Genomic DNA, 26,050 nt, shown 5'->3' with positions numbered 1-26,050 from the left:
GCTGGCGGTCCGCTCAGCCCGCGCGGGCCGCCAGGCGCAAGGCCAGCCTATCGAACAGCCACATCACAATCAGCGACAGCCCGACCAGCGGGAAGATCAGGCCGCCCGCCACCATGATGGCCAGCACGCCGCGCAGGGCGCGTGCATCGCGCGGCCCGGGGGGAATGCCCAGGCTGCCGGCCGGGCGCCGCTTCCACCACATGACCGCGCCGGACACGGCCAGCAGTACGATGCCCAGGCAGGCCAGGCTCAGGACGATCTGATTGGCCCGGCCGAATTCCTGCCCCATGTGGACGTTGATACCCCACTCCAGCGTTTTGCCCAGTGGCCCGTAATCCTGGTAGCCCATGTCCAGGAGCGGTTTGCCGGTGTACTGATCCAGGTGCACGACGCGCTGCTGTTGCAGATCATTGGGATAGACCGACGCGGTATACACACCACGCGGCCCATTGGGCACACTCACGGCGTAGCCGGGGGCCAGCCCCAAGGTTTGGAATGCCGCCACGGCACGATCCAGGCCGATGGCCGGGGCGGCGGGCAGGGCGTGTGCCTGGCTTGCGGGCGCGGCGGGTCCGCCGCCGTGGCCCGCGTGTTCGTCCCGGGCCGGTTGCGGCGCCTGCGAGGCGCCGCCGGCGTGTCCTTCATGGCCAGTATGGCCTTCATGCCCTTCATGCCCGCCAGCCGCCGACTGCGGCAACCTGGCCTGTTCCAGCGACCAGGTCGTTTTGCCCTGGTCGGCGAGTTTGAGCTCCGACATCGGGATCTGCACCCGCACCCCGGCGGGGTAGCCGAAGTTGCTGCCATTGGCCCATTGGTTGATCTTCGCGCCCCAGACCTGCGACCAGGGCATGCCGGTGAGCGCCAGAAAGGCAATGAAGAAAGCGGTGAATACGCCGGTCACCGCATGCAGATCGCGCCAGAACACCCGCTGCGCCGGGCCGCCGCGAACGGTGACCACCCCCTGGCGCCGGCCTCTCGGCCACCAGAGATAGAGCCCGCTGGCCACCAGCAGCAAGGACCAGCCGGCGGCGACTTCGATGAGCGCATTGGCCACGGGGCCAAAGTAATCCAGGCTGTGCAGGCGCCTGATGGTCCACATCAGGGTGTCGCGCTCTGGCAGGCTGCCCAGGATCTTCCGGGTGTAGGGATCGACGTAGACCGACAGGCGCACGCCGGCCGCCGTGCGCACCACGGCCTGCGCCGAAGCGCCCGGCCCGGTGGGCGGCAGATACTTGAGCAGCGTGCTGCCGGGCTGCGCGGCCACCGCCGCCTGGGCGATTTGCGCCGGCGTGTGCGCGGTGCCGACTGCGGCGGGCACCTCGCGCAGATCGCGATACCAGGCGTCTTCGATTTCGTTGTGAAACAGATAGAGCGCGCCGGTGATGGCCAGGACGATCATGAAAGGCAGCACCAGCAGGCCGGCGTAGAAATGCCAACGCCACACGGCACGGTACAGGTCACCCGCGGGCGGGCGCGGGGCGGTGGTGTCAGGGAGGGGCAAAGACATACTGGGGTCTCCTCAGAATCGGTAGTTGGCGCTCAGTTCCAGGCGCCGTCCTTCGCCGATGAGCCATTGGGTCTGGTTGTAATAGGCGGTCTCCGCGTACTGACGGTCGAACACGTTGTAGCCGCGCAGCGCGAGCGTGAGGTCGGGGCGCGCCTGCCAGATGAGGGCCAGATCGGTCGTGGTGTAGCCCGCCATCTCGAGCGTGTTGGCCGCGTCGGCGTAGCGCCGGCCGACATAGCGCAGGCCAGCCGCCGCGGTCCATTGCGGGGCGAAGCGCCAACTCAGCCAGGCGTTGGCGAGCTTTTGCGGCACGTCGGTCGGGACATCGCCGGCGCGCGAAACGGTCTGGCCGGATTGGGATTCGCTGAAGTCGTCGTAACGCGCGCGCAGCAGGGCGGCATTCAGATCCAGGCGCCAGGCGGCGGTGAGCTGCAGGCCCAGCGTGGCCTCCAGCCCCCGGCTGGATTGCGCGCCGACCTGCACCCTTAGGCTGGGGTCGGCGGGATCGCGGCTGAGCAAGTGGTCTTTGCGCAGATGGTAGGCAGCCAGCGTCCATTGGCCGCGCTGATCCCAGAACACCTGCTTGACGCCGACCTCGACCTGCCTGCCGGTGGACAGGTCGAAATCTTTGTTGGCGGGCGACAGCAGCAGCAGGCTGCCCACCGGATCGGCCGCTTGCGCGTACTGGGCATAGACCGAGACATCGGGCGTGAAGGCATAGACCGTTCCCACACGCCAGCCCACATTGTTGAAACGGGTGCGATAAGCCGTCTGGCCCGCCACCAGATCCTGGCGCTTGAGGTCGATGTGGTCGTAACGCATGCCGGCCAGAATCGACCATCGCTCGGTCAGCATCAGGCGATCCTCGGCAAACAGCGCGTACTGTTCGGCGGTGTTGCGGTAGCGAGGCGTGGTGCCGGCCAGGTTCATGAAGTCGCCATGGTTCACCTCGTAGGGGTCGACCAGCGACGTCCCCCCATAGGGCGAGTTGTTGGTGTGCTTGAGCGAGGCGCGGTTGCGTTCCACCCCGATCGCCACGGTGTTGCGCAGGCCGAGGAGGTGGCCGTCGAAGCTGGCGTCCATCACCGCGCCGGTTTGCGATTGATCATGCCGGATGTCGGTGTAGGCGCTGCGTTCTATCATCCCCGAGGGCAGCCAGCGGTACTCCTCGGCATCGCGATAGTCGCGGTCGCTGCCGAGGTAGTAGACCCGGGCCCGCACGCGGGTGGCCGGGTTGGGTGTCCATTCCGCCTTCAGCTCGCTGCGGTGGTCGCGGTAGACAATCTTGCTGTCGGCCACGTTGTAGTTCTGATGCCGCAGCCCAAAGTCCAGCTCGCCGTCGACCAGCGGCGTGCCGAAGTAGCGGATGGGTTCCTGCCAGGAGAACGCCTGCGTGAGCGTCAGGCTCAGCTCAGGCGAGACGTCCAGGCGCAGGCCGGCCGTCACGGCGGCGTTGCGGCTGTCACCCAGGCTCATGCCGCCATCGGTGTGATTGCCGCTGACATCCAGGCGATATGACCAGCGGTCATCCAATGAGCCGCCACTGCCAAAGCCCAGGCGTTGCGTATCGTGCGTGCCCGCGGTGAGCTGGAGTTCGTTCTCGATGGGTCCGGGGGCGGGTTTGCGCGGGATCACATTCACCACCCCGCCGATCGCCCCCTCGCCATAGAGCACGGAGGCCGGGCCGCGCAGCACTTCGATGCGCTCGACCGCCCAGGGGTCGTAGACGAAGGTCTGGCCCACGCCGCCGAACTGGCGCACGCCGTCGTAGAGCAGGGCGACCGAGTTGCTGTCGCTGAAGCCGCGCGAGGACAGCGAAGAGCCGCCATTGCCGGGATGGCGCATGGCACTGATGCCGGTGGCCTGGGTGATGGCGTCGATGGCGGTGGGCGCGGCGCGTTCGCGCAATTGGGCGCTGTCGATGATTTCGATGCTGGCCGGCGTCTGCAACGGGGTGAGCCCCAGCAGCGTTCCGGTGGCGGCGGATTCGAGGAGCAGGCTGTCCGGGTCATCGCTATGCACGGCGATGCCGGGCAAGGTGGCGACGGACGCGGCGCAAGACACGCCTGGCGCGCAGCAAAGCGCAGCCAGGAACATCCTGACGGATGAGATAGGCATGAAGTTCTCGTTCAGATCGGGGACGGCCGCGCGTGGCGCGCGGCAGGAAACACGCCGGCAGCAGGCCGGCGTCGATCAGGCGAGAGACAAAGGTGGGGCGCGTGCGCCGAGCGGCGCGTTCAGGACGGGGTAGGCGCGCCGGGTCGGCGGTGCGCGCGCCGCTACCGGGAAGATCTTTTCTGCGACCGGCACTGGGCTGGGCGGCGCGCCCAGCAAGGCCGCGGCGGCCACGGCGGCGCCGACGGCGCAGGCGGCCGCCTGCGCGGCATGCCGCTCATCGGGCGCGTGGTCGGCCTTGGCCGGGCCTTGCACCCAGACCGGGCCGGCGGCCGAGCACAGCTGGATCAATGTGCCGCCCCGCGCCGAGCCGGGCATGAATCCCTGCGGCACCATGGCCTTGAGCGCGAAAAGCACCAGCGCCAGCCAGAAGGCGGCGCGGTATCGCGGCAGGCGGTGGGTCGGAGCGGGCATGATGGCTGAGGATTCTAGACGACTTCCGGCCGGGCAGGCGCCGGCCTTGTCGCGTTGCAAAACTCGGCATTGCGCAACAAAACCTGCCGGCGCGCACTGGGAAAACGCCGGCGCGCGCGCCGTTTTTCGGGTTTTGCCGCAAACAGGGCCTGGGATTTTCCCTTATCCTTGATCAAACCCGGGGGTTTTGTCTTCCCGAATGCGCGGCATTCTCTTTTACACGCCCCCGATTTGTTACGATAGCGGTATCCGGCGCACTGCGCCCGGATCTAGCCGTTGCGCTCCCTTTCCCCCTACCTGCGCCTTGTCCCGTTGACCAGGTCGATGTGGCTTGCCGCCAACGCGGGCAGCCCTGGTTGGCGAAGGGCTGCCACGGCAAACATGCCGGTCTCCAGGGGCCGGCCCTTTGGGAATATTCCAAGTCGAGTTATCGACGGGGCGGCAATGAAGACGTGGTTCAAGCGCATTTTGATAGGCTTGGTGGTGCTGGTGCTGGTGGCGGTCGTCGGTGCGGCCATCTTCCTGCTGACCTTCGATCCCAACGCCTACAAGTACAAGCTTGAGGAGCTGGTTCAGGAGCGCTATCAGCGCACGCTGACCATCGACGGCGAGATCGAGCTGTCGCTCTTCCCGCGCATCGGCCTGTCGGTGCAAGGCGTCTCGCTGTCCGAAACCAAGAGCCCCGAGACCTTCGCCTCCATCGACAGCATGCGTCTGGCCGTGGCTGTCTGGCCGTTGCTGTCCGACAATCTGGTGGTCGATCACGTCACGATCAACGGCTTCAAGGCGCGCATCATGCGCGACAAGAACGGGCACTTCAATTTCGAGAATCTCGTGGGCGACTCGGTGCAAAGCTCCGCGGTTCCGGCCAACGCGGCCGAGGCCACGGCCGGCGCCATCGCGGGTGCTGCGCAGGCCCTGACCAGCGGCACGGTCAAGGCGCCGCGCAGCATGCAGATCGATATCGCCGGGCTGGACCTCAAAGACGGCGAACTGCAGATGCAGGACGCCATGACGGGGATGGCGGTCTCGGTCACGCAGCTCAATGCCAACACGGGGCGGGTCACGTTCAATCAGCCGTTTGATGTCAGCCTGACGGCGCGCGTCGAAGGCGGCGATCCGCGCTTTGACGCCAACCTCACCGGCCAGGCCTTGCTACGTCTGGATCCGGCGGCCAAGCGTTATTCGGCGCAGCGGCTGGACCTGCGCATGGACGGCCAGATCCCCAGCGCGCAGGCCAAGAGCCTGGTGATGCGCGGCAACCTGGCGTTCAATGGCGCGACGTCCTCGCTGGATGTGGCCGGCCTGGAATTACTGTTTCAGGGCGACATCGCTCACGCTGCGACCAGGCTGACCGGGGTGGAGGCCAGTCTGGCGGTGCCCAAGCTCTCGCTGGATCCGCACAAGACGCAGTTGCAGGTCGAAAAACTCGCGGTGCGCGCCAAGGGTGCGGCGCCGGACGGGCCGTTCGAGTTCGCGCTCGACACGCCCAACCTGCATGTCTCGCCGACCTCGGCCGGCGGCGATGCCCTCACGGGCCGGGTGCGCACCCAGACGCTCGACACCAGCTTTGGCCTGACCGGCATCAGCGGTAATGCGTCCGAGCTGGACATCAAAGAAGCCAAGGTCGACGGCAGCTTCAAGCAGGGCGAGCGCGTCGTCAAAGCGTCCTTCGCTTCGCCGGTCGCCTTGCGTCTGGTGCCGCGGGTCATTGGCCTGTCCGCGCTCAAGGGCGACGTCAACATCACCGATCCGGCGCTGCCCAAGGGCAGCCTGCAGATCCCGGTGATCGGCAGCCTGTCGGCCGATCTGCTCAAGGATCTGGCCAGCGCCAAGATCAACGCCGTCCTCGAAGGCGGCAAATTCGACCTGACCGCCGATCTGTCCCAGCTCTCGGCCCAGCCGCAACTCAAGTTCGCGCTGGCCGTCGACACCCTCGATCTGGACAAGCTCGTGCCGCCGGTCGGCGCGGCGCCGGCCAAGCCCGCCGGCGACGGCAAGCAGGATGAGTCCAAGCCGCCGGCCAAACCGGCCGCGCCCGCCAAACCCAGTGACGACAGCATCAACCTGTCCGGGCTGGTGGGCCCGAGCGCCACGGGCTCCGTCAAAATAGGGCAGTTGGTCGTGCGGGGCCTGAAGGCCGCGCAGGTCGGCGCCAACATCAAACTCGAGAAAGGCAAGCTGGACATTTCTGCGCTGGCCGCGGATCTCTACAGCGGCAAACTGGCGGGCAGCCTGTCGGTCAACGCGGCCGAGGGCAACCAGATGGCGGCCAAGCTCAACCTCACCGGCATCGCCATCGAGCCCCTGCTGGTCGACGTGGCCAAGCAGGATGCTTTGTCCGGGTCCGGCAGCCTCACGCTCGATCTGAGCACCGCGGGCGCCAACACGTACGCGCTGACCAACAATCTGGCCGGTTCGGTGCAAGTGCGCCTGCGCAATGGGGCGCTCAAAGGCATCAACCTGTCTCAAACGCTGCGCGACCTCAAGGCCGTGGTGAGCCAGTCTCAGGAAATGTCTTTTGCCGCGGATAACTCGCGCCAGACGGCCTTCACCGCCATGGAAGGCGATATGACGCTGGCCAAGGGGGTGGGCACGGTCAAGCGCCTGGACATCGCCACGGATTATCTGCGCGTCACGCAGGGCAGCCCCGCCACCATCGACTTCGTCAACAGCGCCATCAACTTCGTGGCGATCGCGCGCGTGGTCAACACCAGCAATGAAGGCAAGGATCTGGCCGATCTGCGTAATCTGCCCGTGCCCGTGCTCATCAGCGGCACGTTCGACAAGCCGGTCTATACCGTGCAGTGGCGCGACATCGCCGGTTCGCTGCTCAAGCGCGGCGTGGAGAGCAAGATCAAGGATGCGCTGGGCGGCAAGTCCGGCAAAAGCGAAGTGGGCAAGGCGCTCAAGGGCATTCTGGGCAAATGAGCGCCAGCTATCAACCCGTGGCCGAGTGCGGCCTGACCGGCCAGGCACAGGCGGCCGGCTATCACCGCCGCTGGCTGATCAGCAACGATGCCGGGCAGTGGCTCACGCGTGAGCTCGCACCCCGGCTGGCCGAGATCGGCATCGAACTGCGGCTGGGATATCTGGTGTTGCGGGCCCCGGGCATGCTGCGCCTGGACATCCCGCTGGACGTCATCGAGGACGACGACAGCGTGCGCTATCAAATTCTGATCGGCGAGCAGACGGTCGACGTGGTCGATGAGGGCGAGCTGGCCTCGGCCTGGATGTCCAACTATCTGGGCATCCCGGCGCGCCTGCTCAAAGTGCATCCCGATATGGAATCGGTGCGCTGGCCTGGCTAGGCCCTGGCGCGCAGGCTGAATATCGCATGGGCCAGCAGGCCCGCGGCCAGCCCCCAGAAGGCCGAACCGATACCCCAGAAACTCACGCCGGAGGCGGTCGCCAGCAAGGTGATCAAGGCGGCCTCGCGCCGCTGCGCATTGCCCATGGCGTTGGCCATGCCGCCCATGATCGCGCCCAACAAGGCCAGACCGGTCAGCGCGGCGATGAGCGCTGCGGGCAAGGCCTGAAAGAACACCGCGACCGTACCGGCGGCCACACTGAGCAGCACATAGCTGATGCCATAGGTCGCCGCCGCGATATAGCGCCGGGCGGGATCGGGGTGCGCTTCCGGGCCTGTGCAGATCGCGGCGATGATGGCGCCCAGGGTGACGCTGTGCGCGCCGAAGGGAGCCGCCGCCAAACCCACCAGGCCGGTCACGGCGACCAGCCGTGATGCCGGCGGGCGGTAGCCTGCGGCCTGCAAAATAGCCAGACCGGGCAGGTTTTGTGAAGCCATCGCCACCACGAACAAAGGGATGCCCAGGCTGATGGCGGCCGGCAGGGTGAAATGTGGCGTGGTCCAGACGAAGGTCGTCCATTCCCAGCGCACGGTCTCCAGATGCAGCAGGCCCTGGCTGGCGGCCACGGCCAGGCCCAGCACCAGCACGGCCATGATGGCAAACCGCGGCAGCCAGCGCTTGAAAATCAGATAGGCCAGGCACATGGTGAGCACCAGCGCCGGCGCGCCCGCCATATTGCGAAACACGCCCATGCCGAAATTCAGCAGCACCCCTGCCAGCATGGCGCCGGCGATCTCGCCCGGGATACGTCGCACGATGGGGTCTATCCAGCCGAAGATGCCGCACACGAGGGTGAGCAGCGCAGCCAGGATGAAAGCGCCAACCGCCTGATCGAACGGCACGCCCACCAATCCGGTCACCAGCAGCGCCGCGCCGGGCGTGGACCAGGCGAACACCACGGGCAGTCCCGTACGCAGACTGATCACCGCGCCGCCCAGGCCTAGCGCCAGACAGATCGAGCCCAGCCAGGATCCGATCTGCGCGGTGCTCAGCCCGCCAGCATGGCCGGCCTGAACCATCAGCACGGCCGTGCCGCTGAAGCTGACAATCACCGCCACCAGGCCGGCAACCAGCGCCGAGACGGAGAAGTCTTGCGCGGCGCGGTGGCGGGGAGAAGACAGCGTGGACGACGAGCCGGCCCCGCTCATGCGGGGGCACCCGTGAGGCGGCGATACTTGGCCATCAGGCTTTCCTGGCCTTCTTTCCATTGGGGGTGCAATTCGATGCACTCGACCGGGCACACCACCTGGCATTGGGGCTCATCGTAATGGCCCACGCATTCGGTGCAACGGTCAGGATCGATGACGTAATAGTCCTCGCCCATCGAAATGGCTTCGTTGGGGCACTGCGGTTCGCAGACGTCGCAGTTGATGCATTCGTCGGTAATGAGTAGGGCCATGGCAAAGCGGTGCGAGGGACGGGAGTCCCTCGCATTGTAGCGCCCGCCCGGCGTGCTCAGCCCGCGTTATTGGGCCAGGACTGCTCGCGGCGTTCCTTGGCCTTGGCTTGCAGCCAACGCTCGACCGAGGGAAAGACGAATTTGCTGACGTCACCGCCCAGTTGGGCGATTTCGCGCACGATGGTGCCCGAAATGAACTGGTATTGATCCGAGGGCGTCATGAACAGCGTCTCGACGTCGGGCAGCAGATGGCGGTTCATGCCGGCCATCTGGAACTCATACTCGAAGTCCGATACGGCGCGCAGCCCGCGCACGATGACGCGGCCATTCTGCTCGCGCACGAAGTCCTTGAGCAGGCCGCCGAAGCTGCGCACTTCGACATTGGGGTAATGGCCCAGCACCTCGCGGGCGATCTCCACCCGCTCTTCGATGCTGAAAAAAGGCTTTTTGTTGCGGCTGAACGCCACCCCCACGACCACTTTGTCGAACAGGGCCGCGGCGCGGCGCACCAAGTCTTCGTGACCGCGCGTCAGCGGGTCGAACGTGCCGGGGTATACGGCAGTGATCATGCAGGCTCCCAAACCTTATTTGTTTATGGCGTTACACCATCCTCCGAAACCGGATTATTGTCCGTTTTCCGCAATGCAGCAAACTGGAGCAAACCGTAATGGACAGCGCCGGCTTTACCGTTGCGTAAAAGCTCAAAACCCGCGGGCGGGGCGAGCGGCGCTTCCGATTCCACATAGACCAGGGCGCCGTCGTCCAGCACGGCGGGCAGCAAGGGCCAGATCCGCTCCAGCCAGCCCTGCCCGAAAGGCGGGTCCAGCAGCACCAGATCAAAGCGCGATGCGTCCATGCGCGCGAGGGCATGCATGGCGTCGCCCGCATGGATGCGGACCTGCTCGGCCTTCAGTTTGTCGCGCAGCGTCCGCAGCGCGGACACCGCCGCGCGGTCGCGCTCGACCATCTGAACCTGGGCCACCCCGCGCGAGGCGGCTTCCAGCCCGAGCGCGCCGCTGCCGGCAAACAGATCCAGCACGCGCTTGTCGTGGAAGCCGTCCTGCCAGAGGTGGCTCAACCAGTTGAACAGGGTTTCACGCACCCGGTCGGGCGTGGGCCGCAGGCCGGGGACATCCGGCACGGTGATCGGAGTGCGGCGGAACTGGCCGCCGACGATGCGTATGGCGCGTGCGCCGCTTGCGGATTGCTTCAAGAACGGAACCTCCTGGCGCGAATAGTAGCCGGTCGCAGCGTGGTGATGGCGATCCCGAATATACTTTTGCTCATGTTCAGCTTCTTCAAGAAAAAGACCCCTCCGCCCGCCGCGCCGGCCACGCCCGCGCCGCCGCCGGAGCCCGTCACCCAGCCGGCCGAGCCCGTCTCGCCGCCCGCTGCTCCGTCCCCGGTCTCCCCGGCCCCCGTCCCGTCCGCGCCGGCACCCGCCGCGCCGCCGCCGGTGGCCGTGCCTCGGCCCGCCGCGGCGCCGGCCGCGCCCAGCCCCGCGCCCGTCGCGCCGGCACCGGCACCGGCACCCGTCCCAGCACCCGCCCCAACGCCAACGCCAACCGCGGCGCCGGCGCCGGCCAGCGTGCCGCCTGCCGCGCCCGTGCCGGCTGCCGAGCCCGAAGCCGCCGCCGCGCCCAAGAAATCCTCTTGGCTCAGCCGGCTCAAGCAAGGCCTGGCGCGTACGGGGCAGAGCATCGGCGGCATTTTCGTCGGCGTCAAAGTCGATGAGAACCTGTTCGAAGAACTGGAGTCGGCGCTCATCATGGCCGATGCCGGCATCGAGGCCACCGACAAGCTGCTCACCGAACTGCGCGCCCGCGTCAAGAAAGAACGCATCGAAGACGCCGCCCAGGTCAAGACCGCGTTGCGTCAGTTGCTGACGCAACATCTCAAGCCGCTGGAGCGCAGCTTTGATCTCAAGCGCACGCAGCCGCTGGTGGTGATGATCGCCGGCGTCAACGGCGCGGGCAAAACCACCTCCATCGGCAAGCTGGCGCACACCTTCCAGCGCCAGGGTGCCAGCGTGCTGTTGGCCGCGGGCGACACCTTCCGCGCCGCCGCACGCGAGCAACTGATCGAATGGGGCAGCCGCAACAACGTCACCGTCATCGCCCAAGAGGGTGGCGATCCGGCCGCCGTGGCGTTTGACGCCGTCAATGCGGGCCGCGCCCGGGGCGTCGGCGTGGTCATGATAGACACCGCCGGGCGTCTGCCCACGCAGTTGCATCTGATGGAAGAGCTCAAGAAGATCCGCCGCGTCGTGGGCAAGGCCGACGCCAGCGCGCCGCACGAGGTGTTGCTGGTGGTCGACGGCAATACCGGGCAAAACGCGCTGGCGCAGATCCGCGCTTTCGATGCCGCCATCCAACTGACCGGCCTGGTCGTGACCAAGCTGGACGGCACCGCCAAGGGCGGCACGCTGGCGGCGGTGGCCGCGGGCAGCCAGGGCGTGCGGCCCGTGCCGGTCTACTGGATCGGTGTGGGCGAGGGCCTCGAAGACCTGCAACCCTTTGTGGCCGAGGAGTTCGCCTCCGCGCTGCTGGCCGATTGAGGCGTGGCGGGTGGGCGGCCTGCTTGCGGGCCGCGCGCCCGCAAGCCTGGCGCCAGGGTCAGCGCTTCCAGAAAGCCTTGCCGCCGGCCAGCTTCACGAACGTGGGCTGGGCCTCGGCGGCCAGCGTCTCCAGGCGGGCCGCGATCCAGCCCAGGGCGAACCAGGCCTGCGGATGATGCAGCGTCTGCGCCCGATAGTGCTCCGCGGCGACCGCCAGATCATTGATTTCGCCCAGCAGATCCTGCACTCGCGCCAGTTGCTTGCGATACGCGCGCAGCCGTGCGCTGGGCAGCAGGGATTCCGCGAACGTCAGCGCGTAGCGCAGCCGCTTGGCGCGTTTGCGCAGTTCATGGCGTGCTTCGAGCTCCAGATCGGCAAACTGCCGGCCTTGCGAGACGACCTGTTTATGCCATTTACGCAGCCGTCCGGCCAGAAAGGGTTGCAGTGTCGGCTTGGGCGGCGCGGCGTCCAGCGGGATGATGGCCGGTTCGATAGGCAAGCCGTCGCTCACCACCGCGGCGGGCAGCCCCTGGGTGCCCGGGGCCGGACGCACATTCATGCTCCATTCGTATAAGTCCAGCAGCCAGCTCTGGAAGGCCGCGCCGCCGCATAGCGCCCGCGCATCGGCGCCTCGTGCTACGGGTTCGACCGGGATGTCGGGCATGCCGGCTTCGGTGAGCGCGGGGATGATGGTGTCGGCCAGCACATCCTGGTCGCGGCTGGCGCCCAGTGCGCCGAAGTATTCCCGCAACCCCGCCTGCAAGGGCTCGGGCGCGGCTTCGACGACGCCGTCGAAAAGGCTCCATGCCGAGCGCAGGCGGCGCATGCCCACGCGCAGTTGATGGACATGCTCGGGGCCGCCCGCGGCGTACACCCCGGCCGTGTCCACTTCGGCCAGCATCGCCGCATTGCGGATGATCTGCTCCAGGCATTCGTCGCCCACCCGGCTCATCGCCTGCACGGGCGTCATCTCCGCGCCGAGCTTGACGCTGGCCGCGTTCCGCGGGGCCCAGAAACGCGCCACGATCTGCTGGGCGGTGGCTTCGTCGCCCGCCAGCTGCAGCGCGGCGGCCAGTTGCGCCAGCGCATCGCCGCGCTCGGATTTACTGCGTGAGTCCAGCACCAGTCCGTGGCGCTGCTGCCAACTGCGCGCCACGCTGAAGATCGCCTGAGGGCGGCCGGAGAGCAGCTCGAACTCGACCTCGCAGATCGGCAGTTCCAACCCGCCAGCGCGCAGCACGCCCAGGTCCAGGGCGGCTTCGATCGTGCCCTCGCGGGCCCGCAGCTTACAGAGCAGGCGCTGCACATCGGTCTCGTAGCGCACACCCAGTTGTCCCTGAATGCGCGCCAGGGCGTCGCCCACCTCGGTGCCGGCGTAGACCGACAGATCGAGCACCGGGCCGGGACGAATGTGATTGAGCTCGATGCGGCTGATCGCATTGGCGCCCGGCATCTTGACGGTCTGCACCCAGGTGTCGCCTTCCTGGCGCAGACGCAAGGCGATGCGCGCCCTGACCAGCTCGCGCTCGGGTGTATCGAAATACATGGCGCGCAGAGGCAGGCGCGTGGCCTGGCGTGCGGCGATTTCCTGTTTGACGCCGTCGACCGCGGCGGCGGGGACGTGCAGTTTCAACTCTTGTTCTGACATGTCGGCCTGGCCCACGCAAAAGTTGGGATAGTAATCATGGCATAGCCGGTTCTTGATGACCGGTCATATATTGGAAATAAATCAAGAAAATTGAGTAAATCCGGTGCTTTATCGCCAATTCCGCGACTAACCTCCCGGCGCCGGCGAAAAAAAGCCGCCCGAAAGGGGCGGCATGGTCCGGGCGGCCTGCCGGCGGCTCAAAGGATGCGCTTGCGGGCCTGGGTGATGAGGATCTCTGCCACGACGACGATCGCAAAAATGGAGACCAGCACCAGCGCGACCCGATCCCATTGGAACAGGTTCAGCGCGGTGTCCAGCGCCATACCGATGCCGCCCGCGCCGACCAGCCCCAGCACGGCCGATTCGCGCACATTGATATCCCAGCGCAGCAGCACGATGGACCAGAACGCCGGCCGTATCTGGGGCCAATAGCCATACCACAGCACCGCGGCGCGGCTGGCCCCGGTGGCGGTCAGCGCCTCAATGGGGCCGCGATGGGCCTGCTCGAGGGCTTCGCCCACCAGTTTGCCGACAAAGCCGATGGACCGGAAGGCGATGGCCAGGGTGCCAGCTAGCGCGCCCGGACCGAAAATGGCGATGAACAGCAAGGCCCACACCAGCGAATTGACCGAGCGGCTGGAAACCAGAATGAGGCGCGCCAGTTGATTGAGGATGCGGCTGGGGGTGAGGTTGTGCGCGGCCAGCAGGCCCACCGGCACGGCCAGCAGCACCGACAGGAGCGTGCCCAGTGTGGCGATGTGCAGCGTTTCGATGAGCGGGCCATGCACGCCTTCGGCGTAGAACGACCAGTCTATGGGCCACATGCGGCGCAGCAGATCGGCCATCTGTTCCGGCGCGTCGTATAGAAACTCCGGAATGACCTCGACACTGCGCACGGCCTGCACGACGGCGGCCACCACCAGCAGATAGAGCATGAAGCGCAGCAGGCGTTGCCCTGCGCTGTAGCGCCGCCAGATGCGTTGCCCGGCCTGCGGTTGGGACATCAGCGCACTGGTCATGGTCGGCGCTCCGGTTTGCCCAGGCCGCGCGCGCCATTGAAGCGCTTGGCCAGGATGCGGTCGAAGCTCCAGCCCTCGAGGAACACGGCGCGCACCATGCCGGCCAGCATTTCGCCCAGCATGATGATGGCGATGAGCGTGATCAGGATGGCCGAGACGAAGTCATAGTCAAAGCGCTGGAAGGCCGAAAAGAGCGTGCCGCCCACGCCGCCCGCGCCCACGATGCCCACCATGGTGGAGTTGCGTAAATTGGAGTCGAACTGATAGGTGGCAAAGCCCACAAAGCGGGCGAACACCTGGGGCAGGACGCCGAAGATGATGAGGTTGGGAAACGATGCGCCCGTGGCACGCACTGCTTCGACCTGTTTGAGCGAGATTTCCTCGATGGCCTCGGTGAACAGCTTGCCGATAAAGCCGATGGAGGCCACGGTGAGCGCCAGGATGCCGGCCAGCGCGCCAAAGCCTACCGCCTTGACGAACAGGATGGCCACGATCACCGGATGCAAGGACCGGCACAGCGCCACCAGCGTGCGCGCCGGCCACGATACCCAGGCCGGCATCATATTGCGCGCGCCCAGCAGCCCGACCGGCAGCGACAGCACAATGCCCAGCAGCGAGGCCAGCACCGCGATCTCGAGGCTTTCCGCGATACCCTTCCACAGGGTGGCGGGCTTTTCGAAATTGGGCGGAAACATGCGCGCCAGGAACGTCGATGCATGGTCCATGCCATGCTTGATGCGCGTCCAGTTAAAGTCCAGTTGCGCTGCGGCATAGACGGCGTACACCACCAGCAGCAACGCCAGCAGGCGGGTCTGCCATGACAGGGCGAACGGCCGCCGGCCGCTGCGCTGGCTGTTTGCTACTGCAACCACGACTCGCCTCCGTAGATGGCTTTCAGCGTGGCCGTGTCCAGCCCCCGTCCGTCGCCGTCGTAGACCACCTGGCCGCCGGACATGCCCACGATGCGCGAGGCGTAGCGGCGGGCAAGCTCCACGTCATGGATGTTGACCAGCACCGGGATCCCGCTGGCGCTGCCCTGTTCGGTCAGCAGCTCCATGATCTCCACCGAGGTCTTGGGGTCCAGCGACGAGGTGGGCTCGTCGGCCAGCAGCAATTGGGGGCGTTGCATCAGGGCCCGGGCGATGCCCACGCGCTGGCGCTGCCCGCCGGACAGGGCGTCGGCGCGCTGATCGGCAAAGCCTGCCAGCCCCACCGTATCCATCAGCGCGAAGGCGCGTTCGATGTCCTCGGGCTCGAAACGCCGCAACCAGGCTTTGAGCGCCGAGGTGTAGCCCAGGCGCCCGGTCAGCAGGTTTTCCATCACGGTCAGCCGCTCGACCAGGTTGTACTCCTGGAACACCATGCCGATGCGCCGGCGCGCATGCCGCAATGCCTGGCCGCGCACGCGCGCCAGGTCCACGGTGGCGCCGTCCGCCTGCAGCACGATTTCGCCGCGGGTGGGCTCGATCAGCCGGTTCACGCAGCGCAGCAGCGTGCTCTTGCCGGTGCCCGAGGGGCCGATGATGGCGGTCAGCCCCTGGCCGGCCACCTGCAGATCGATCCCCTTGAGCACCGGCTGCCCGGCCCGGTACTCCTTGACCAGGCCGGTAATACGCAAAGACGTCGTCATGCTTATTGCTTGCCCTTGGACTTGGCGGCCTCGCGGTCATAGGCGGCGCGGTTGAAGCTCTCGCCGCCCGATTCGGCCACTTCCCGCACGATGGCCCAATCCTTCTGGTAGGTGACCGGATAAAAGCGATCGGCGCCGTCGAAGGCTTTCTTCATCTCATCGGGGAAGCGATAGTCGTAGAAGCACTTGAGCATCTGATCGCGGAACTTCGGTTCCAGATCGTGCGCGTATGAAAAAGACGAGGTGGGGAATTTCTCGCTGCGGTAGATGACGCGGAAATCCTCTTCCTTGATCTGGCCGCGCTCGGCCATGCGCTTGAACACATCCGAGGCCACGGCGGCCGCGTCGTAATCGCCGGAGTTCACCCCCATGACCGATTGGTCATGCTTGCCCGAGAACACCACCTTGTAATCCTTGTCGGGCGTCAGGCCTTCCTTGGGAAACAGCGCGACCGGCGCCATATGCCCGGAGTTGGACGACGGCGCGGTGTGCGCCAGCTTCTTGCCCTTGAGGTCGGTGAGCTTCTGATAGGGACTGTCTTTCTTGACGATGACGATCAGGTTGTAGCCCTGGAATCCATCGGCATAGCCCTTGACCGCAAACGGCACCGCGCCGGCGATATTCACCGCATAAGCCGTGGGGCCGGTGGAAAAACCGCCTACATGCAAACGGCCCGAGCGCATGGCTTCGATCTCCGCGGCGTTGCTTTGCACCTGGTAGAAGACCACGCGCTTGCCCGTACATTGCGCCAGGTGCTGCGTAAACGGCTTGAAGATGTCTTCATACACGGCGGGGTCTTCGACGGGCGTGTAGGTAAAGACCAGCGTCGACGGCGTTTTCTGCTTGGCCGCATCGGTCGGGGTATCGGCCACCAGATCCTTGTTGGCGTCGCAGTACATGACATCCAGATCGCCCCGGTTGGGGCAGGTGTCGGCGGCGAACGCGGCCTGGGCGCCTGAGGCCAGAGCCAGGAAGAAAGCGGTTTGCAGCATGCGCTTGGCTTGCATGGGTTTGTCTCCGTTGGTTTTTTTACTGGTCATGAACCTTGTCTTGAAATTCAAACACAAAAAAACGCGCCGCAAACTTGGGGGGTTCCCGATCTTTTTTTGCGTGTTTTATTCGTTTTTTTCGTTTTACGTTCGCTTGCGGCCTTCCAGGCCCGGCGGGCGGGCGGTTTTGCAGCCTGCGGCGCGTGCCGAGCGGGGATCATTTAAAATTAGCAATAATTCCTATTAGCGTTTACGGAAAGTCCCCTCGTGCAACCTGTCGATTACGCGTCCTCCGACGAATTTGTCAGCCTGTACCGCGAGCATCATGGCTGGCTGGTGCAGATGTTGCGCCGCCGCCTGGGCGGCGGGCCAGACAATGCGGCCGACCTCGCTCACGACACCTTCGAGCGTGTCATGCGCAGCGGGTCGCGCGCGGCGTTTGCCGAACCGCGCGGCTTTCTGACCACCGTGGCCAAGCGGCTGCTGATCGATCAGTCCCGCCGCCGGGCGATCGAGCAGGCCTATCTCGAAACGCTGGCCGCGCGCGCCGAGGATGTGGTGGCCAGCCCCGAGACGCAGGTGCTGGTGATCGAAGCGCTGGATGCGGTCTGCCGCATGATGGAGCAATTGCCCCCGCGCGTGCGGCGGGTGTTCGTGCTGGCCCAGGTCGAGGGCCTGACGTACAAGGAAGTCAGCGAGGCCCTGGGCGTGTCGGTGCAGGCCGTGCAGCGCGATATGGTCAAGGCTTGGCAGCATTGCTACGGCGTGTTGTACGCATGAGCGTCGCCCGGACTGAGCGCTTGCACCCTGCCATCGTTGAGCAGGCCGCGCAATGGATGATGCGCACGCACGGTGCGCTCGATGCCGATCTGGAAGCGGCCTGTACGGCCTGGCGGCAGGCCGACTCGCGCCACGAACTGGCCTGGCAGCGCTTGCAGGGCATCAGCCAGGATCTGGGGGCGGCCACGGCCGGGCCGGTTTCCGGCGCGGCGGCGGGGCAAACCATCTTGCGTTATTGCGATCAGCGTTCGCGCCGCAGTGCGCTCAAGTGGATAGCGGGCGGCGTCGTGCTGGGGTCGTGTGGATGGCTGGGCGCGCGCCAGGGGCTGTGGGATGGCAGCGATGTCTACCGGACCGCGACCGGCGAGCAGCGGACGCTGACCTTGCCGGATGGCACGGTGCTGACCATGAACACCGGCTCGGTCGTGAGCCTGCGCTACGACGCCGTGCGCCGCCAACTGGTTTTGCGTGAAGGCGAGATCATGATCGCCACGGCGGCCGAACCCGCCGGGCGGCCCTTCAGCGTGAAAACGCCCAATGCCTGGCTCACGCCCTTGGGCACGCGGTTTGCCGTGCGCCAACTGGACGACGGCCGCAGCATCACTCGTCTGACCGTCTTCGAGGGCGCCGTGCGCGCCGAGCCCGCGCAGCGGGCCCAGGCCGCGCGCGTGGTCCATGCCGGCGAGATGGCCGAACTCGACGACCACAGCTTGCTGTTTGCCGCCGCGGTGGCGGAAGACCAGCCTGCGTGGGCCAACGGCATGCTCGTGGCCAATCGCATGCGGCTCGATCGCTTTCTGGCCGAACTGGGGCGTTATCGCCCGGGCGTGCTGCGTTGCGACGCCGAGGTGGCCAGCCGCGAAGTCACGGGCGCGTTCCGGGTCGACGACACCGATCGCGCCCTGGAGGTGCTGGCCAGCGTGCTGGGCCTGCAGCTTCGGTATCACACGCGTTATTGGGTCAGCGTGGGCCAACCGGATGGCCCGGGCAGAAAGTTGTAACAACCGCGAAGATTATCGATTCTCGTTCGTTAGGTAGATAAACAGACTTCGAGGCGCCCGAGGTCTGGTCCTTTCATCAGACGAACCAGGAATCCCAGTCATGGCATCACGCCAGTCCTCAACCCTTTTCGCAACGATGCTAGGCGCGCGCCCCGCGCGCCTGTGTCTTGCCGTTCAACTCGCGCTGGCCGCCCCGGCGCTGGCCTGGGCCCAGACCGCCCCGGCCGCCGACATCGTTTTCGCCATCGCGCCCACCACACTGGACCAGGCCCTGGGCCAGTTCGGCACCGCCGCAAAAATCACGGTTGCCGCCTCGCCTGCCCTGACGCGCGGCGTCATGACGCAAGGTTTGTCGGGCCGTTACACGCCCGAGCAGGGCCTGGCCCAGTTGCTGGCCGGCACCGGCTTGCAGGCCGTGGCCAACCCCAACGGCGAGGGCTACCAGTTGCGCCGCATGCCGCAGGACGGCGCCGGCGTATCGATGCTGGCACCGGTGGCGGTGACCGGCGCCTACGATTCGGCCACGACCGAAGGCAGCGGCAGCTACACCAGCGGCATTGTCACCATCGGCAAGGGCAAACAATCGGTCAAGGATATCCCGCAGTCGGTCACGGTAGTGACGCGCCAGCGCATGGATGACCAGAACGCCAACAGCCTCGATGATGTGCTGGCCAACAGCACGGGCATGACGCTCTATAAAAGCCCTATGGGCGGCAACTATGTCTTCTCGCGGGGCTTTCGCGTCGATACCTACCAGTTCGATGGCGTCAATCGCGAGTTCTATTATCCCCAGGCAAACAGCTTCACCAGCAGCACGGTGATTCTGGACCGGGTGGAGATCGTGCGCGGTTCCACCGGCCTGTTGCAAGGCGCGGGGTCGCCCAGCGCGTCGATCAATCTGGTGCGCAAACGCCCGCTGGCGGAAAACCAGTTGCAGGTGGCGGCCAGCGCCGGCTCGTGGGATAACTACCGCACCGACATCGATGCCACCGGCCCGCTGAACGAATCCGGGACCTTGCGCGGGCGCGCCGTGGCCAGCTACAACGACCGCGACTACTTCTACGATGTGGCCAAGAGCCGCAATACCGTCCTGTATGGCGTGCTGAGCTACGACATCAGCCCGTCGACCACCATCACCGGCGGTGTCAGCTATGAGGACCTGCGGTCCACGCCGTTCTTCCACGGCCTGCCGCATTACACCAACGGCGACGATATCGGGCTCAAGCGCTCCACCTCGTTCGCGCAGCGCTGGAACCGCTGGGACGGCAAGCAGACCACGGCTTTCGCCGAACTGGCGCACCGCTTCAACCAGGATTGGTCGGTCAAGCTGACCGGCAACACCACGCACGAGTCCAACGACACCAAATATGCCTTCACCGAGGGCGCGGTCAATCCGCTGACCGGGTCGGGGCCGACGATGTACGCCGGTATCTTCGATTTCTCCACGCACAACAAGGCGTTGAACCTGGACGTCGATGGCGCCTTCGAGGCGCTCGGCCGCAAACATTCGGTCAGCTTCGGCGCCAGCGTCAACCACCTGACCAGCAAGAACGACTTCGCGACGGCGCGCCTGGGACGCGTCATGGACGTCTGGAATCCCGATCATGACGTGCCCGAGCCCACCGATGACTGGCTGCGCGAGAACGCCTATCGGGGTGATGCGACCATCATCAAAATGAAGCAGACCGGCGTGTATGGGGTCGGCCGCTTCCGTCTGGCCGATCCGCTGACCCTGGTGGCCGGCGCCCGGGTGAGCTGGTATGAAAACACCGCCCACTATCGCGATGGCGGTGAGCGCTATACCGATCCGTACAAAGAAAACGGCGTGGTCACGCCGTATGGCGGCCTGATCTATGCCTTCAACCCGCAGTGGTCGGGTTACGTCAGCTACGCGGAGATTTTCGAGCCGCAGAATGCGCTGGATGCCTCCGGCAAGTTGCTCGACCCCATGGTGGGCAAAAACTATGAAGTGGGCGTCAAGGGCGAGTTGATGGACGGGCGGGTGAACACCTCGCTGGCCGTGTTCCGGATCGACCAGAAAAATCGCGCGCAGCAGGATCTGGCCGGCATCTGCTCGGTGGGCGATGTCTGCTATGTCTCCAGCGGCAAGGTGCGCAGCCAGGGGGTCGAGGCCGAGATCAGTGGCGAAGTCCTGCCGGGCTGGCAGATGTTCGCCGGCTACACCTTCAACACCCTGAAGTTCCTGGACGACACCACGGTGTCCAACACCAACTTCGGCCGCACCTTCACGCCCAAGCATATGCTGCGTCTGTGGTCGGATTACCGCCTGCCGGGCGAGCTCTCCGCATGGACCCTGGGCGCGGGCGTGAACTACCAGACGGGCAGCTACACGGAAACGCGCGGGGTGCGGGTGTCGCAATCGTCGTACGCCGTCTGGAATGCGCGCGTGAGCTACAAAATCAACAAGAACTGGACCGCGGCGTTGAACATCAACAACCTGTTCGACAAGACCTACTACCAGACCATCGGCGCGCCGGGTTGGGGCAGCTTCTACGGCGACCCCCGCAATGCGACGCTGACGGTGCGCGGCACGTTCTGAGCGTAGCCAGGCGGCAAAGGGGCGCGGGGCCCCTTTGCTCAGTTGCGCCAGCCCAGCTTGCGCGAAATCTCCTGGGCGCAGCGCTGCAGCGGTTGAGCGATGCTGCCGTTCCAGGCGACGTCGAACAGCCCGCTGGGGCCGATGGCCGTGATCGCCAGCGCCAGCTTGCCCGCATGATCGAACACCGGCACGGACAGCGCATCCACCCCGGGCAGGGGATTGCCCACTGCGCGCGCCATGCCATGGACCCGGATGTCGGCCAACATGGCTTGCAGATGGTCGGGGCGCGCCGCCTTCAGCGGCGTGGCCAGCGTCGAGGTCACGGCGGTATCGTTGGCCTCGCGGGCGATGTAATGCTCGGCCACTTTGGGGGGCAGCCACGCGGCAAACACCAGGCCGGTGGCGGTGTTGAGCATGGACATCACCGTGCCCTGGCGCATGTTCACGTGGACCGGGTAGCTGGCCTCGGCGATATGGACCATGGTCGGGCCATGCGAGCCCAGCACGGCCAGGCCCACGGTGTGGCCGATCTCGGCCTGAAACTGCGCGATCTCCGGCAAGGCCATGCGGACCGGATCCAGACGTTGCAGGCTCACCAGGCCCATCTGCAAGGCGAAGGGCCCCAGTTCGTAGTGGCCGCTGACGCTATCTTGCTGCACCAGACCGACCCGGATGAAGCTCACCAGATACGGGTGGGCCTTGGCCGAGGTCATGCCGGCGGCGGCGGCCAGATCGCGCAGGGTCAGCGGGCGGGCCGCATCGACCAGGGCCGACAGCAGCGGAAACCCGACTTCCACCGATTGAATGCTGCGGCGCCCATCATTGGCGGTTGCCATGGTGTCAACCTCCGTGGCCGCGCCGGGCGGCAAGCAGGCGTTCGGCCATTTCCACAAAGCCCGCGCCGCCGCGCGACGGCGTCACGAACGCCGGCGGGTGTTTGATGCGGTGCAGTTGCGCGCGGATATTGGCCACGCCCACCGAGAGCGGAAAAAACTCGAACATGGGTTCGTCGTTGGGCGAATCGCCAATGAACAGCGTCGTGGGCAGCGCCTGCATGATGCTCTGGCCCAGCTCGCGTTCGAAAAGCCGGCGCGTCATGCTGAGCTTGTCGTACTCCCCGAACCAGCCATTGACATGAATCGAGCTGACTTTGGCTTGCGCGCCGGCCGCCGTGAAGAGGCTGACGATGCGGTCGATCCCGGCCTGGGGCAGGGCGGGCACATCCTCGCAGAAATCGATGGCCAGATCGGCGGCGCGATAGGCCTGGTCGCTGGCCAGCGCGGTGCCGGGAACCTCGCGCAGCACCTGCTCGGCGATGGCGTTGAGCCGTGCCCGGTTGGCGCGGCGGGTGGCCTCGTCGGCCCAGTAATGGGTCTTCATGCGATGCGCGCTGCGGTCATAGGCATAGAAGAAGGCGCCGTTCTCGCCGACCACGGCCCGCACCGGCCACATGCGTACGATATGGTCGCACCAGCCGGCGGGCCGGCCGGTAATCGGGATGACCCGGATGCCGGCCAGCTCGAGGCGCTCCATCGCCGTATAGGCGTCGGCGGTCAGCCGGCCATCGGTGGTGACGGTATCGTCAATATCCGTCAGCACCGTGCGTACCGCGGCCGCGACGGGGCCGGGCAGGGCGGCGAGGGGTTGCATGTCGTTCCTTTAGGTCAGCGTTGTTCTGGCGGCAGGCCGATGCAGTGTACCTGCGGCCCGCATTTTGCTCCCGGGGGCGCGAAGCGGCCAAGGGCGGTAAAATTCGGACTTTCCCGCCCGCTGGCTACCTTTCTCATGTCCGCCCAGATATCTTCCGTTGCCGCCGACGCCGTTTCGGACTTCGGCATTGCTTCCGTACCCGAGATCATTGCCGAGCTGCGCGCCGGCCGCATCGTCATTCTGGTTGACGAAGAAGACCGCGAAAACGAGGGCGACCTCGTCATGGCCGCCGAGTTCGTCACGCCCGAAGCGATCAACTTCATGGTCACGCACGGCCGCGGGCTGGTCTGTCTGACACTGACGGAAGAGCGCTGCCGCCAGCTGGATCTGCCGCTGATGGCCAGCCGCAACGGCACCCGATACGGCACTAATTTTACCCAGTCCATCGAAGCGGCGGTGGGCGTGGAAACCGGTATTTCGGCCGCGGATCGTGCCCGCACCATCCAGGTGGCCGTGGCGCGCGACGCCAAACCCAGCGACCTGGTGCAACCGGGTCATATCTTCCCGGTGCGCGCCGTGCCCGGCGGCGTGCTCGTGCGCGCCGGCCATACCGAGGCCGGCTGCGATCTGACCGCCATGGGCGGCCTGACGCCGGCCGCCGTGATCTGCGAGATCCTCAAGCCGGATGGCACCATGGCCCGGCTGCCGGATCTGGTGCGCTTCGCCCGCGAGCATGACCTCAAGATCGGCACCATTGCCGACCTGATTCAGTACCGCAGCGAGCACGAGTCCATCGTGCAGCGCGTGGGCGAGCGTCAGATGCACACGCCCTGGGGGGAGTTCCGCGCCATCGCCTACCGCGACGACGCGACCGGAGCCCCCCATTTGGCCCTGGTCCACGGTAAGATCGATCCGAGCCAGGAAACCCTGGTGCGCGTGCATGAGCCGGCTTCGCTGCTCGACGCGCTGGACACCGGCGCCAGCCCGCACAGCTGGGGCCTGGGCCAGGCCCTGACCGCGATTGCCGCGGCGCCGGCCGGCGTGATGGTGCTGATGAATTGCCAGTCCTCGACCGAACACCTGTTTGGCCAGATCGCTCATTGGGGTGGTTCGGCGCAACAGGCCCCGGCCCAGGACGGCGACCGTTTCGGTTTGCGCACCTACGGTATTGGCGCGCAGATACTGCGCGATCTGCACGTCGGCCAGATGCGGCTGCTTGCGCGTCCGCGCAAGATGCCCAGCATGGCCGGGTTTGCCCTGACCATTACGGGTTACGATTGCCCCCCGCCCCGCAACACTGACGAATAAGGCCGACGAATGAACCCCTACATCCTTACCCCCGACCTCAACGGCGAAGGGCTGCACATTGGTATCGTGCGCGCCCGCTTCAACGAAGAGATCGGCCAGACCGAATTGACCGCCTGCCTGGAAGAACTGGGCAAGCTGGGCGTGGACGAGCGCGACGTCATGGTCGTGTCCGTGCCGGGCGCCCTGGAGCTGGGCGTGGCCCTGGCCCGCATGGCCGAATCGTTCGAGTTCGATGCCCTGATCGCGCTGGGCGCCGTGATTCGTGGCGAAACCTATCACTTTGAAGTGGTCAGCAATGAAACGGCCACTGCTATCACCCGTATTTCCCTGGAAACCGGCATCCCGGTAGCCAATGGCGTGCTGACGGTCGACACCGACGAGCAGGCCGCAGCCCGTGCCGAAGGCAAGGGCCGCGATTGCGCTCAGGTGGCTGTCGAAATGGCCAATCTGGTTGCCGCGCTGGAGCCCGAGGAAGAAGACGAAGACGACGAGGACGAAGATTTTGACGACGAAGAAGACGAGCGCTGATAGCCCCGAGGCGGCCCCGCTGGGTGCCGCCAACGCCGGCGCTGCGCGTGCCAATGCGCGCAGCGCGCGCCGCCGCGCGCGCGAGTTTGCGCTGCAGGGCGTCTATGCGTGGCTGTTGCGCGGCGGCGAGGGCACCCAGGACGCCGGCGAGATCGATGCCCATCTGCGCGATGCCGAGGACTTCTCCGAAGCCGACGCGCAGTGGTTCAAGACCTTGCTGCACGGCGTGTTGCGCGAGGCTCCCGGCCTGCGCGAGCGGTTCACGCCTTACATCGACCGCCCGCTGGCCGAGCTGTCGCCCGTGGAGCACGGCATTTTGCTGATCGGCAGCTATGAGCTGGTGCATCACGTCGAAGTGCCGTACAAGGTCGCCATCAACGAGGCGGTCGAACTGGCCAAGTCCTTTGGCGGCACGGACGGCTTCAAGTTCGTCAACGGCGTGCTCGACAAGCTGGCCGCTGACGTGCGCACTGCCGAGGTTCAGGCCGCGGCTCAGCAGCGGCGTTAAGGCGCGGGCCGGCGGTGGCCTCCGAGTTCGATCTCATCGCGCGCCATTTCACTCGCACCGCGCCCGGGGACATCCTGGGCGTGGGCGATGATTGCGCGCTATTCCCGGTGCCGCCAGGCATGCAGGTGGCGGTGAGCAAAGACCTGCTGATCGCCGGGCGCCACTTTTATCCCGACGCCGATCCCGTGTCGGTGGGCCACAAGTCGCTGGCGGTCAATCTCTCCGACCTGGCAGCCATGGGGGCGCAGCCCCTGGGGTGTCTGCTGGGCCTGGCCTTGCCCAGCATGGACGAAGCCTGGCTGGCCGCCTATGCCCGCGGCTTTCATGCGCTGGCGCAAGCCAGCGGCTGCCCGTTGATCGGCGGCGACACCACGCGCAGCCTGCACGACCTCACCCTCAGCGTGACGGTTTTTGGCGCCGTGCCGGCTCATGCCGCGCTGCGGCGCGATGCCGCCTGCCCGGGCGACGACATCTGGATCTCCGGTGAGTTGGGCGCGGCAGATATCGCCTATCGCCTGCTCGACGGCCAACTGCCGGCCGACGCGGCGCGCCTGGCGCGCACACGCCGCGCGCTCGAGTGGCCGCAGCCGCGTCTGGCGCTGGGGCAAGGCCTGCGCGGCCTGGCCCATGCCGCCATCGATATCTCCGATGGCCTGGCGCAAGACCTCGGCCACATCCTTGCCGCCAGCGGTGTAGGCGCCGAATTGCGCTACGCCGATCTGCCGCGCGCCGCCGGGCTGGAAGGCCTGGACGAGGCGACGCTACAGCGGGCGTTGCTGGGCGGCGGCGACGTCTACGAACTGTGTTTTACCGCGCCCGCACAGCGCCGTGACGCGGTCATGCAGGCCGCGCACGCGAGCCAGACGCCTGTCACCCGCATCGGCCGCATCGTGGCCGCAGACGGGCTTTGCGTGCTCGATGCGCAAGGCCAGGCTCTGCCGCACATCCCCGGCGGATTTGATCATTTCGGCGGCGTGGCCTGATACCATCCCGGGCACGCCCGCTT

24 protein-coding genes are annotated in these 26,050 nt (G+C 66.5%); 10 read left to right on the top strand and 14 right to left on the bottom strand.

The features are described 5' to 3' along the window. Nucleotides 1-13: 13 nt before the first annotated feature. The 3 genes from CAL22_RS17705 to CAL22_RS17695 form a co-directional block, all read right to left on the bottom strand. A complete protein-coding gene (locus CAL22_RS17705) occupies nt 14-1,507 on the bottom strand; it encodes a PepSY-associated TM helix domain-containing protein (RefSeq protein ID WP_094815528.1) in 1,494 nt (497 codons plus the stop codon). A 12-nt stretch (nt 1,508-1,519) separates the two neighbouring features. Continuing rightward, complete coding sequence (locus tag CAL22_RS17700; RefSeq protein WP_432264311.1) at nt 1,520-3,625, bottom strand: TonB-dependent receptor; 2,106 nt, start codon at nt 3,623-3,625, stop codon at nt 1,520-1,522. 75 nt (nt 3,626-3,700) lie between these two features. Next, nucleotides 3,701-4,096, bottom strand: a complete 396-nt coding sequence (locus CAL22_RS17695) for a DUF2946 family protein (protein WP_094815525.1) — start codon at nt 4,094-4,096, stop codon at nt 3,701-3,703. Between the two features lie 444 nt (nt 4,097-4,540). Here CAL22_RS17695 and CAL22_RS17690 point away from each other — a divergent pair, with 444 nt between their 5' ends. Together CAL22_RS17690 and CAL22_RS17685 are read left to right on the top strand one after the other, a co-directional pair. Further along, a complete protein-coding gene (locus CAL22_RS17690) occupies nt 4,541-7,027 on the top strand; it encodes an AsmA family protein (protein ID WP_094815523.1) in 2,487 nt (828 codons plus the stop codon). Further along, on the top strand, nt 7,024-7,407 hold the full coding sequence (locus CAL22_RS17685; protein ID WP_094815521.1) for an MOSC N-terminal beta barrel domain-containing protein: 384 nt from the start codon (nt 7,024-7,026) through the stop codon (nt 7,405-7,407). The genes CAL22_RS17690 and CAL22_RS17685 overlap by 4 nt, the downstream gene beginning before the upstream one ends. Here CAL22_RS17685 and CAL22_RS17680 read toward each other — a convergent pair. From CAL22_RS17680 to rsmD, 4 genes are read right to left on the bottom strand one after another with little or no spacing between them, the layout of a single operon-like run. Beyond that, entirely contained in the window at nt 7,404-8,615 is a 1,212-nt protein-coding gene (locus tag CAL22_RS17680; RefSeq protein WP_094815519.1) for a benzoate/H(+) symporter BenE family transporter, read from the bottom strand. The two genes, CAL22_RS17685 and CAL22_RS17680, sit on opposite strands and share 4 nt — an antisense overlap. Continuing rightward, a complete protein-coding gene (locus tag CAL22_RS17675) occupies nt 8,612-8,866 on the bottom strand; it encodes a YfhL family 4Fe-4S dicluster ferredoxin (protein WP_005015357.1) in 255 nt (84 codons plus the stop codon). The genes CAL22_RS17680 and CAL22_RS17675 overlap by 4 nt, the downstream gene beginning before the upstream one ends. A gap of 56 nt (nt 8,867-8,922) precedes the next feature. Beyond that, nucleotides 8,923-9,435: a pantetheine-phosphate adenylyltransferase gene (gene coaD, locus CAL22_RS17670; protein WP_094815517.1), complete on the bottom strand. Its 513-nt coding sequence runs from the start codon at nt 9,433-9,435 to the stop codon at nt 8,923-8,925. A gap of 23 nt (nt 9,436-9,458) precedes the next feature. Continuing rightward, complete coding sequence (gene rsmD, locus CAL22_RS17665) at nt 9,459-10,079, bottom strand: 16S rRNA (guanine(966)-N(2))-methyltransferase RsmD (protein ID WP_094815515.1); 621 nt, start codon at nt 10,077-10,079, stop codon at nt 9,459-9,461. A gap of 72 nt (nt 10,080-10,151) precedes the next feature. Between rsmD and ftsY the strand changes: the two genes are divergently transcribed. Continuing rightward, nucleotides 10,152-11,423: a signal recognition particle-docking protein FtsY gene (gene ftsY / locus CAL22_RS17660; protein ID WP_167383722.1), complete on the top strand. Its 1,272-nt coding sequence runs from the start codon at nt 10,152-10,154 to the stop codon at nt 11,421-11,423. Between the two features lie 58 nt (nt 11,424-11,481). Here ftsY and CAL22_RS17655 read toward each other — a convergent pair whose 3' ends face one another. From CAL22_RS17655 to phnD, 5 genes are all read right to left on the bottom strand, one after another. Further along, nucleotides 11,482-13,071 carry a CYTH and CHAD domain-containing protein gene (locus tag CAL22_RS17655; protein WP_094816764.1) on the bottom strand — a complete coding sequence of 530 codons (1,590 nt, stop codon included), beginning with the start codon at nt 13,069-13,071 and terminating at the stop codon, nt 11,482-11,484. A 197-nt stretch (nt 13,072-13,268) separates the two neighbouring features. Continuing rightward, nucleotides 13,269-14,090 (bottom strand): phosphonate ABC transporter, permease protein PhnE, encoded by an 822-nt coding sequence (gene phnE / locus CAL22_RS17650; protein ID WP_094815513.1) that lies wholly within the window; start codon nt 14,088-14,090, stop codon nt 13,269-13,271. After that, nucleotides 14,087-14,962 carry a phosphonate ABC transporter, permease protein PhnE gene (gene phnE / locus CAL22_RS17645; protein ID WP_094815511.1) on the bottom strand — a complete coding sequence of 292 codons (876 nt, stop codon included), beginning with the start codon at nt 14,960-14,962 and terminating at the stop codon, nt 14,087-14,089. Before phnE (CAL22_RS17645) ends, phnE (CAL22_RS17650) begins: the two co-directional genes overlap by 4 nt. After that, nucleotides 14,950-15,720: a phosphonate ABC transporter ATP-binding protein gene (gene phnC / locus CAL22_RS17640; RefSeq protein ID WP_094815509.1), complete on the bottom strand. Its 771-nt coding sequence runs from the start codon at nt 15,718-15,720 to the stop codon at nt 14,950-14,952. Before phnC ends, phnE (CAL22_RS17645) begins: the two co-directional genes overlap by 13 nt. A gap of 2 nt (nt 15,721-15,722) precedes the next feature. Beyond that, nucleotides 15,723-16,727: a phosphate/phosphite/phosphonate ABC transporter substrate-binding protein gene (phnD, locus tag CAL22_RS17635; RefSeq protein ID WP_094815508.1), complete on the bottom strand. Its 1,005-nt coding sequence runs from the start codon at nt 16,725-16,727 to the stop codon at nt 15,723-15,725. Nucleotides 16,728-16,976: 249 nt separating this feature from the next. Between phnD and CAL22_RS17630 the strand changes: the two genes are divergently transcribed. The 3 genes from CAL22_RS17630 to CAL22_RS17620 all read left to right on the top strand — a co-directional run bounded on the left by CAL22_RS17630 (nt 16,977) and on the right by CAL22_RS17620 (nt 21,050). Next, nucleotides 16,977-17,489 (top strand): sigma-70 family RNA polymerase sigma factor, encoded by a 513-nt coding sequence (locus CAL22_RS17630; protein WP_094815506.1) that lies wholly within the window; start codon nt 16,977-16,979, stop codon nt 17,487-17,489. Then, on the top strand, nt 17,486-18,490 hold the full coding sequence (locus tag CAL22_RS17625) for a FecR family protein (protein WP_094815504.1): 1,005 nt from the start codon (nt 17,486-17,488) through the stop codon (nt 18,488-18,490). The genes CAL22_RS17630 and CAL22_RS17625 overlap by 4 nt, the downstream gene beginning before the upstream one ends. Nucleotides 18,491-18,590: 100 nt before the next feature. Further along, a complete protein-coding gene (locus CAL22_RS17620; RefSeq protein ID WP_094815502.1) occupies nt 18,591-21,050 on the top strand; it encodes a TonB-dependent siderophore receptor in 2,460 nt (819 codons plus the stop codon). A gap of 38 nt (nt 21,051-21,088) precedes the next feature. Here the strand turns inward: CAL22_RS17620 and CAL22_RS17615 are convergent, their stop codons facing one another. Continuing rightward, a complete protein-coding gene (locus CAL22_RS17615) occupies nt 21,089-21,886 on the bottom strand; it encodes an IclR family transcriptional regulator (RefSeq protein ID WP_094816762.1) in 798 nt (265 codons plus the stop codon). Nucleotides 21,887-21,890: 4 nt separating this feature from the next. Further along, a complete protein-coding gene (locus tag CAL22_RS17610; protein WP_094815500.1) occupies nt 21,891-22,700 on the bottom strand; it encodes an HAD-IIB family hydrolase in 810 nt (269 codons plus the stop codon). 135 nt (nt 22,701-22,835) lie between these two features. On the opposite strand from CAL22_RS17610, the gene ribBA reads away from it, so the two are divergent. Genes ribBA through thiL form a run of 4 tightly spaced genes read left to right on the top strand, consistent with a single transcriptional unit; the run spans nt 22,836 to nt 26,027 of the window. After that, nucleotides 22,836-24,008 carry a bifunctional 3,4-dihydroxy-2-butanone-4-phosphate synthase/GTP cyclohydrolase II gene (gene ribBA, locus CAL22_RS17605; RefSeq protein WP_094815498.1) on the top strand — a complete coding sequence of 391 codons (1,173 nt, stop codon included), beginning with the start codon at nt 22,836-22,838 and terminating at the stop codon, nt 24,006-24,008. A gap of 9 nt (nt 24,009-24,017) precedes the next feature. Beyond that, nucleotides 24,018-24,536 carry a 6,7-dimethyl-8-ribityllumazine synthase gene (ribH, locus tag CAL22_RS17600; RefSeq protein ID WP_094815496.1) on the top strand — a complete coding sequence of 173 codons (519 nt, stop codon included), beginning with the start codon at nt 24,018-24,020 and terminating at the stop codon, nt 24,534-24,536. A 19-nt stretch (nt 24,537-24,555) separates the two neighbouring features. After that, nucleotides 24,556-25,044: a transcription antitermination factor NusB gene (gene nusB / locus CAL22_RS17595; RefSeq protein ID WP_094816760.1), complete on the top strand. Its 489-nt coding sequence runs from the start codon at nt 24,556-24,558 to the stop codon at nt 25,042-25,044. A gap of 14 nt (nt 25,045-25,058) precedes the next feature. Continuing rightward, nucleotides 25,059-26,027, top strand: coding sequence for a thiamine-phosphate kinase (gene thiL, locus CAL22_RS17590; protein WP_094815494.1), 969 nt, complete (start codon nt 25,059-25,061; stop codon nt 26,025-26,027). Nucleotides 26,028-26,050: the final 23 nt, after the last annotated feature.

This window comes from Bordetella genomosp. 12 (genome assembly GCF_002261355.1).
Taxonomy (GTDB): Bacteria; Pseudomonadota; Gammaproteobacteria; order Burkholderiales; family Burkholderiaceae_B; genus Bordetella.
This window is presented reverse-complemented; position numbering and strand designations above follow the sequence as displayed.

Coding starts and splice junctions, on each gene's coding strand:
- CAL22_RS17705 (WP_094815528.1), bottom strand. CDS start 1,507: ATGTCTTTGCCCCTCCCTGACACCACCGCCCCGCGCCCGCCCGCGGGT.
- CAL22_RS17700 (WP_432264311.1), bottom strand. CDS start 3,625: ATGCCTATCTCATCCGTCAGGATGTTCCTGGCTGCGCTTTGCTGCGCG.
- CAL22_RS17695 (WP_094815525.1), bottom strand. CDS start 4,096: ATGCCCGCTCCGACCCACCGCCTGCCGCGATACCGCGCCGCCTTCTGG.
- CAL22_RS17690 (WP_094815523.1), top strand. CDS start 4,541: ATGAAGACGTGGTTCAAGCGCATTTTGATAGGCTTGGTGGTGCTGGTG.
- CAL22_RS17685 (WP_094815521.1), top strand. CDS start 7,024: ATGAGCGCCAGCTATCAACCCGTGGCCGAGTGCGGCCTGACCGGCCAG.
- CAL22_RS17680 (WP_094815519.1), bottom strand. CDS start 8,615: ATGAGCGGGGCCGGCTCGTCGTCCACGCTGTCTTCTCCCCGCCACCGC.
- CAL22_RS17675 (WP_005015357.1), bottom strand. CDS start 8,866: ATGGCCCTACTCATTACCGACGAATGCATCAACTGCGACGTCTGCGAA.
- coaD (WP_094815517.1), bottom strand. CDS start 9,435: ATGATCACTGCCGTATACCCCGGCACGTTCGACCCGCTGACGCGCGGT.
- ftsY (WP_167383722.1), top strand. CDS start 10,152: ATGTTCAGCTTCTTCAAGAAAAAGACCCCTCCGCCCGCCGCGCCGGCC.
- CAL22_RS17655 (WP_094816764.1), bottom strand. CDS start 13,071: ATGTCAGAACAAGAGTTGAAACTGCACGTCCCCGCCGCCGCGGTCGAC.
- phnE (WP_094815513.1), bottom strand. CDS start 14,090: ATGACCAGTGCGCTGATGTCCCAACCGCAGGCCGGGCAACGCATCTGG.
- phnC (WP_094815509.1), bottom strand. CDS start 15,720: ATGACGACGTCTTTGCGTATTACCGGCCTGGTCAAGGAGTACCGGGCC.
- phnD (WP_094815508.1), bottom strand. CDS start 16,727: ATGCAAGCCAAGCGCATGCTGCAAACCGCTTTCTTCCTGGCTCTGGCC.
- CAL22_RS17625 (WP_094815504.1), top strand. CDS start 17,486: ATGAGCGTCGCCCGGACTGAGCGCTTGCACCCTGCCATCGTTGAGCAG.
- CAL22_RS17620 (WP_094815502.1), top strand. CDS start 18,591: ATGGCATCACGCCAGTCCTCAACCCTTTTCGCAACGATGCTAGGCGCG.
- CAL22_RS17615 (WP_094816762.1), bottom strand. CDS start 21,886: ATGGCAACCGCCAATGATGGGCGCCGCAGCATTCAATCGGTGGAAGTC.
- CAL22_RS17610 (WP_094815500.1), bottom strand. CDS start 22,700: ATGCAACCCCTCGCCGCCCTGCCCGGCCCCGTCGCGGCCGCGGTACGC.
- ribBA (WP_094815498.1), top strand. CDS start 22,836: ATGTCCGCCCAGATATCTTCCGTTGCCGCCGACGCCGTTTCGGACTTC.
- ribH (WP_094815496.1), top strand. CDS start 24,018: ATGAACCCCTACATCCTTACCCCCGACCTCAACGGCGAAGGGCTGCAC.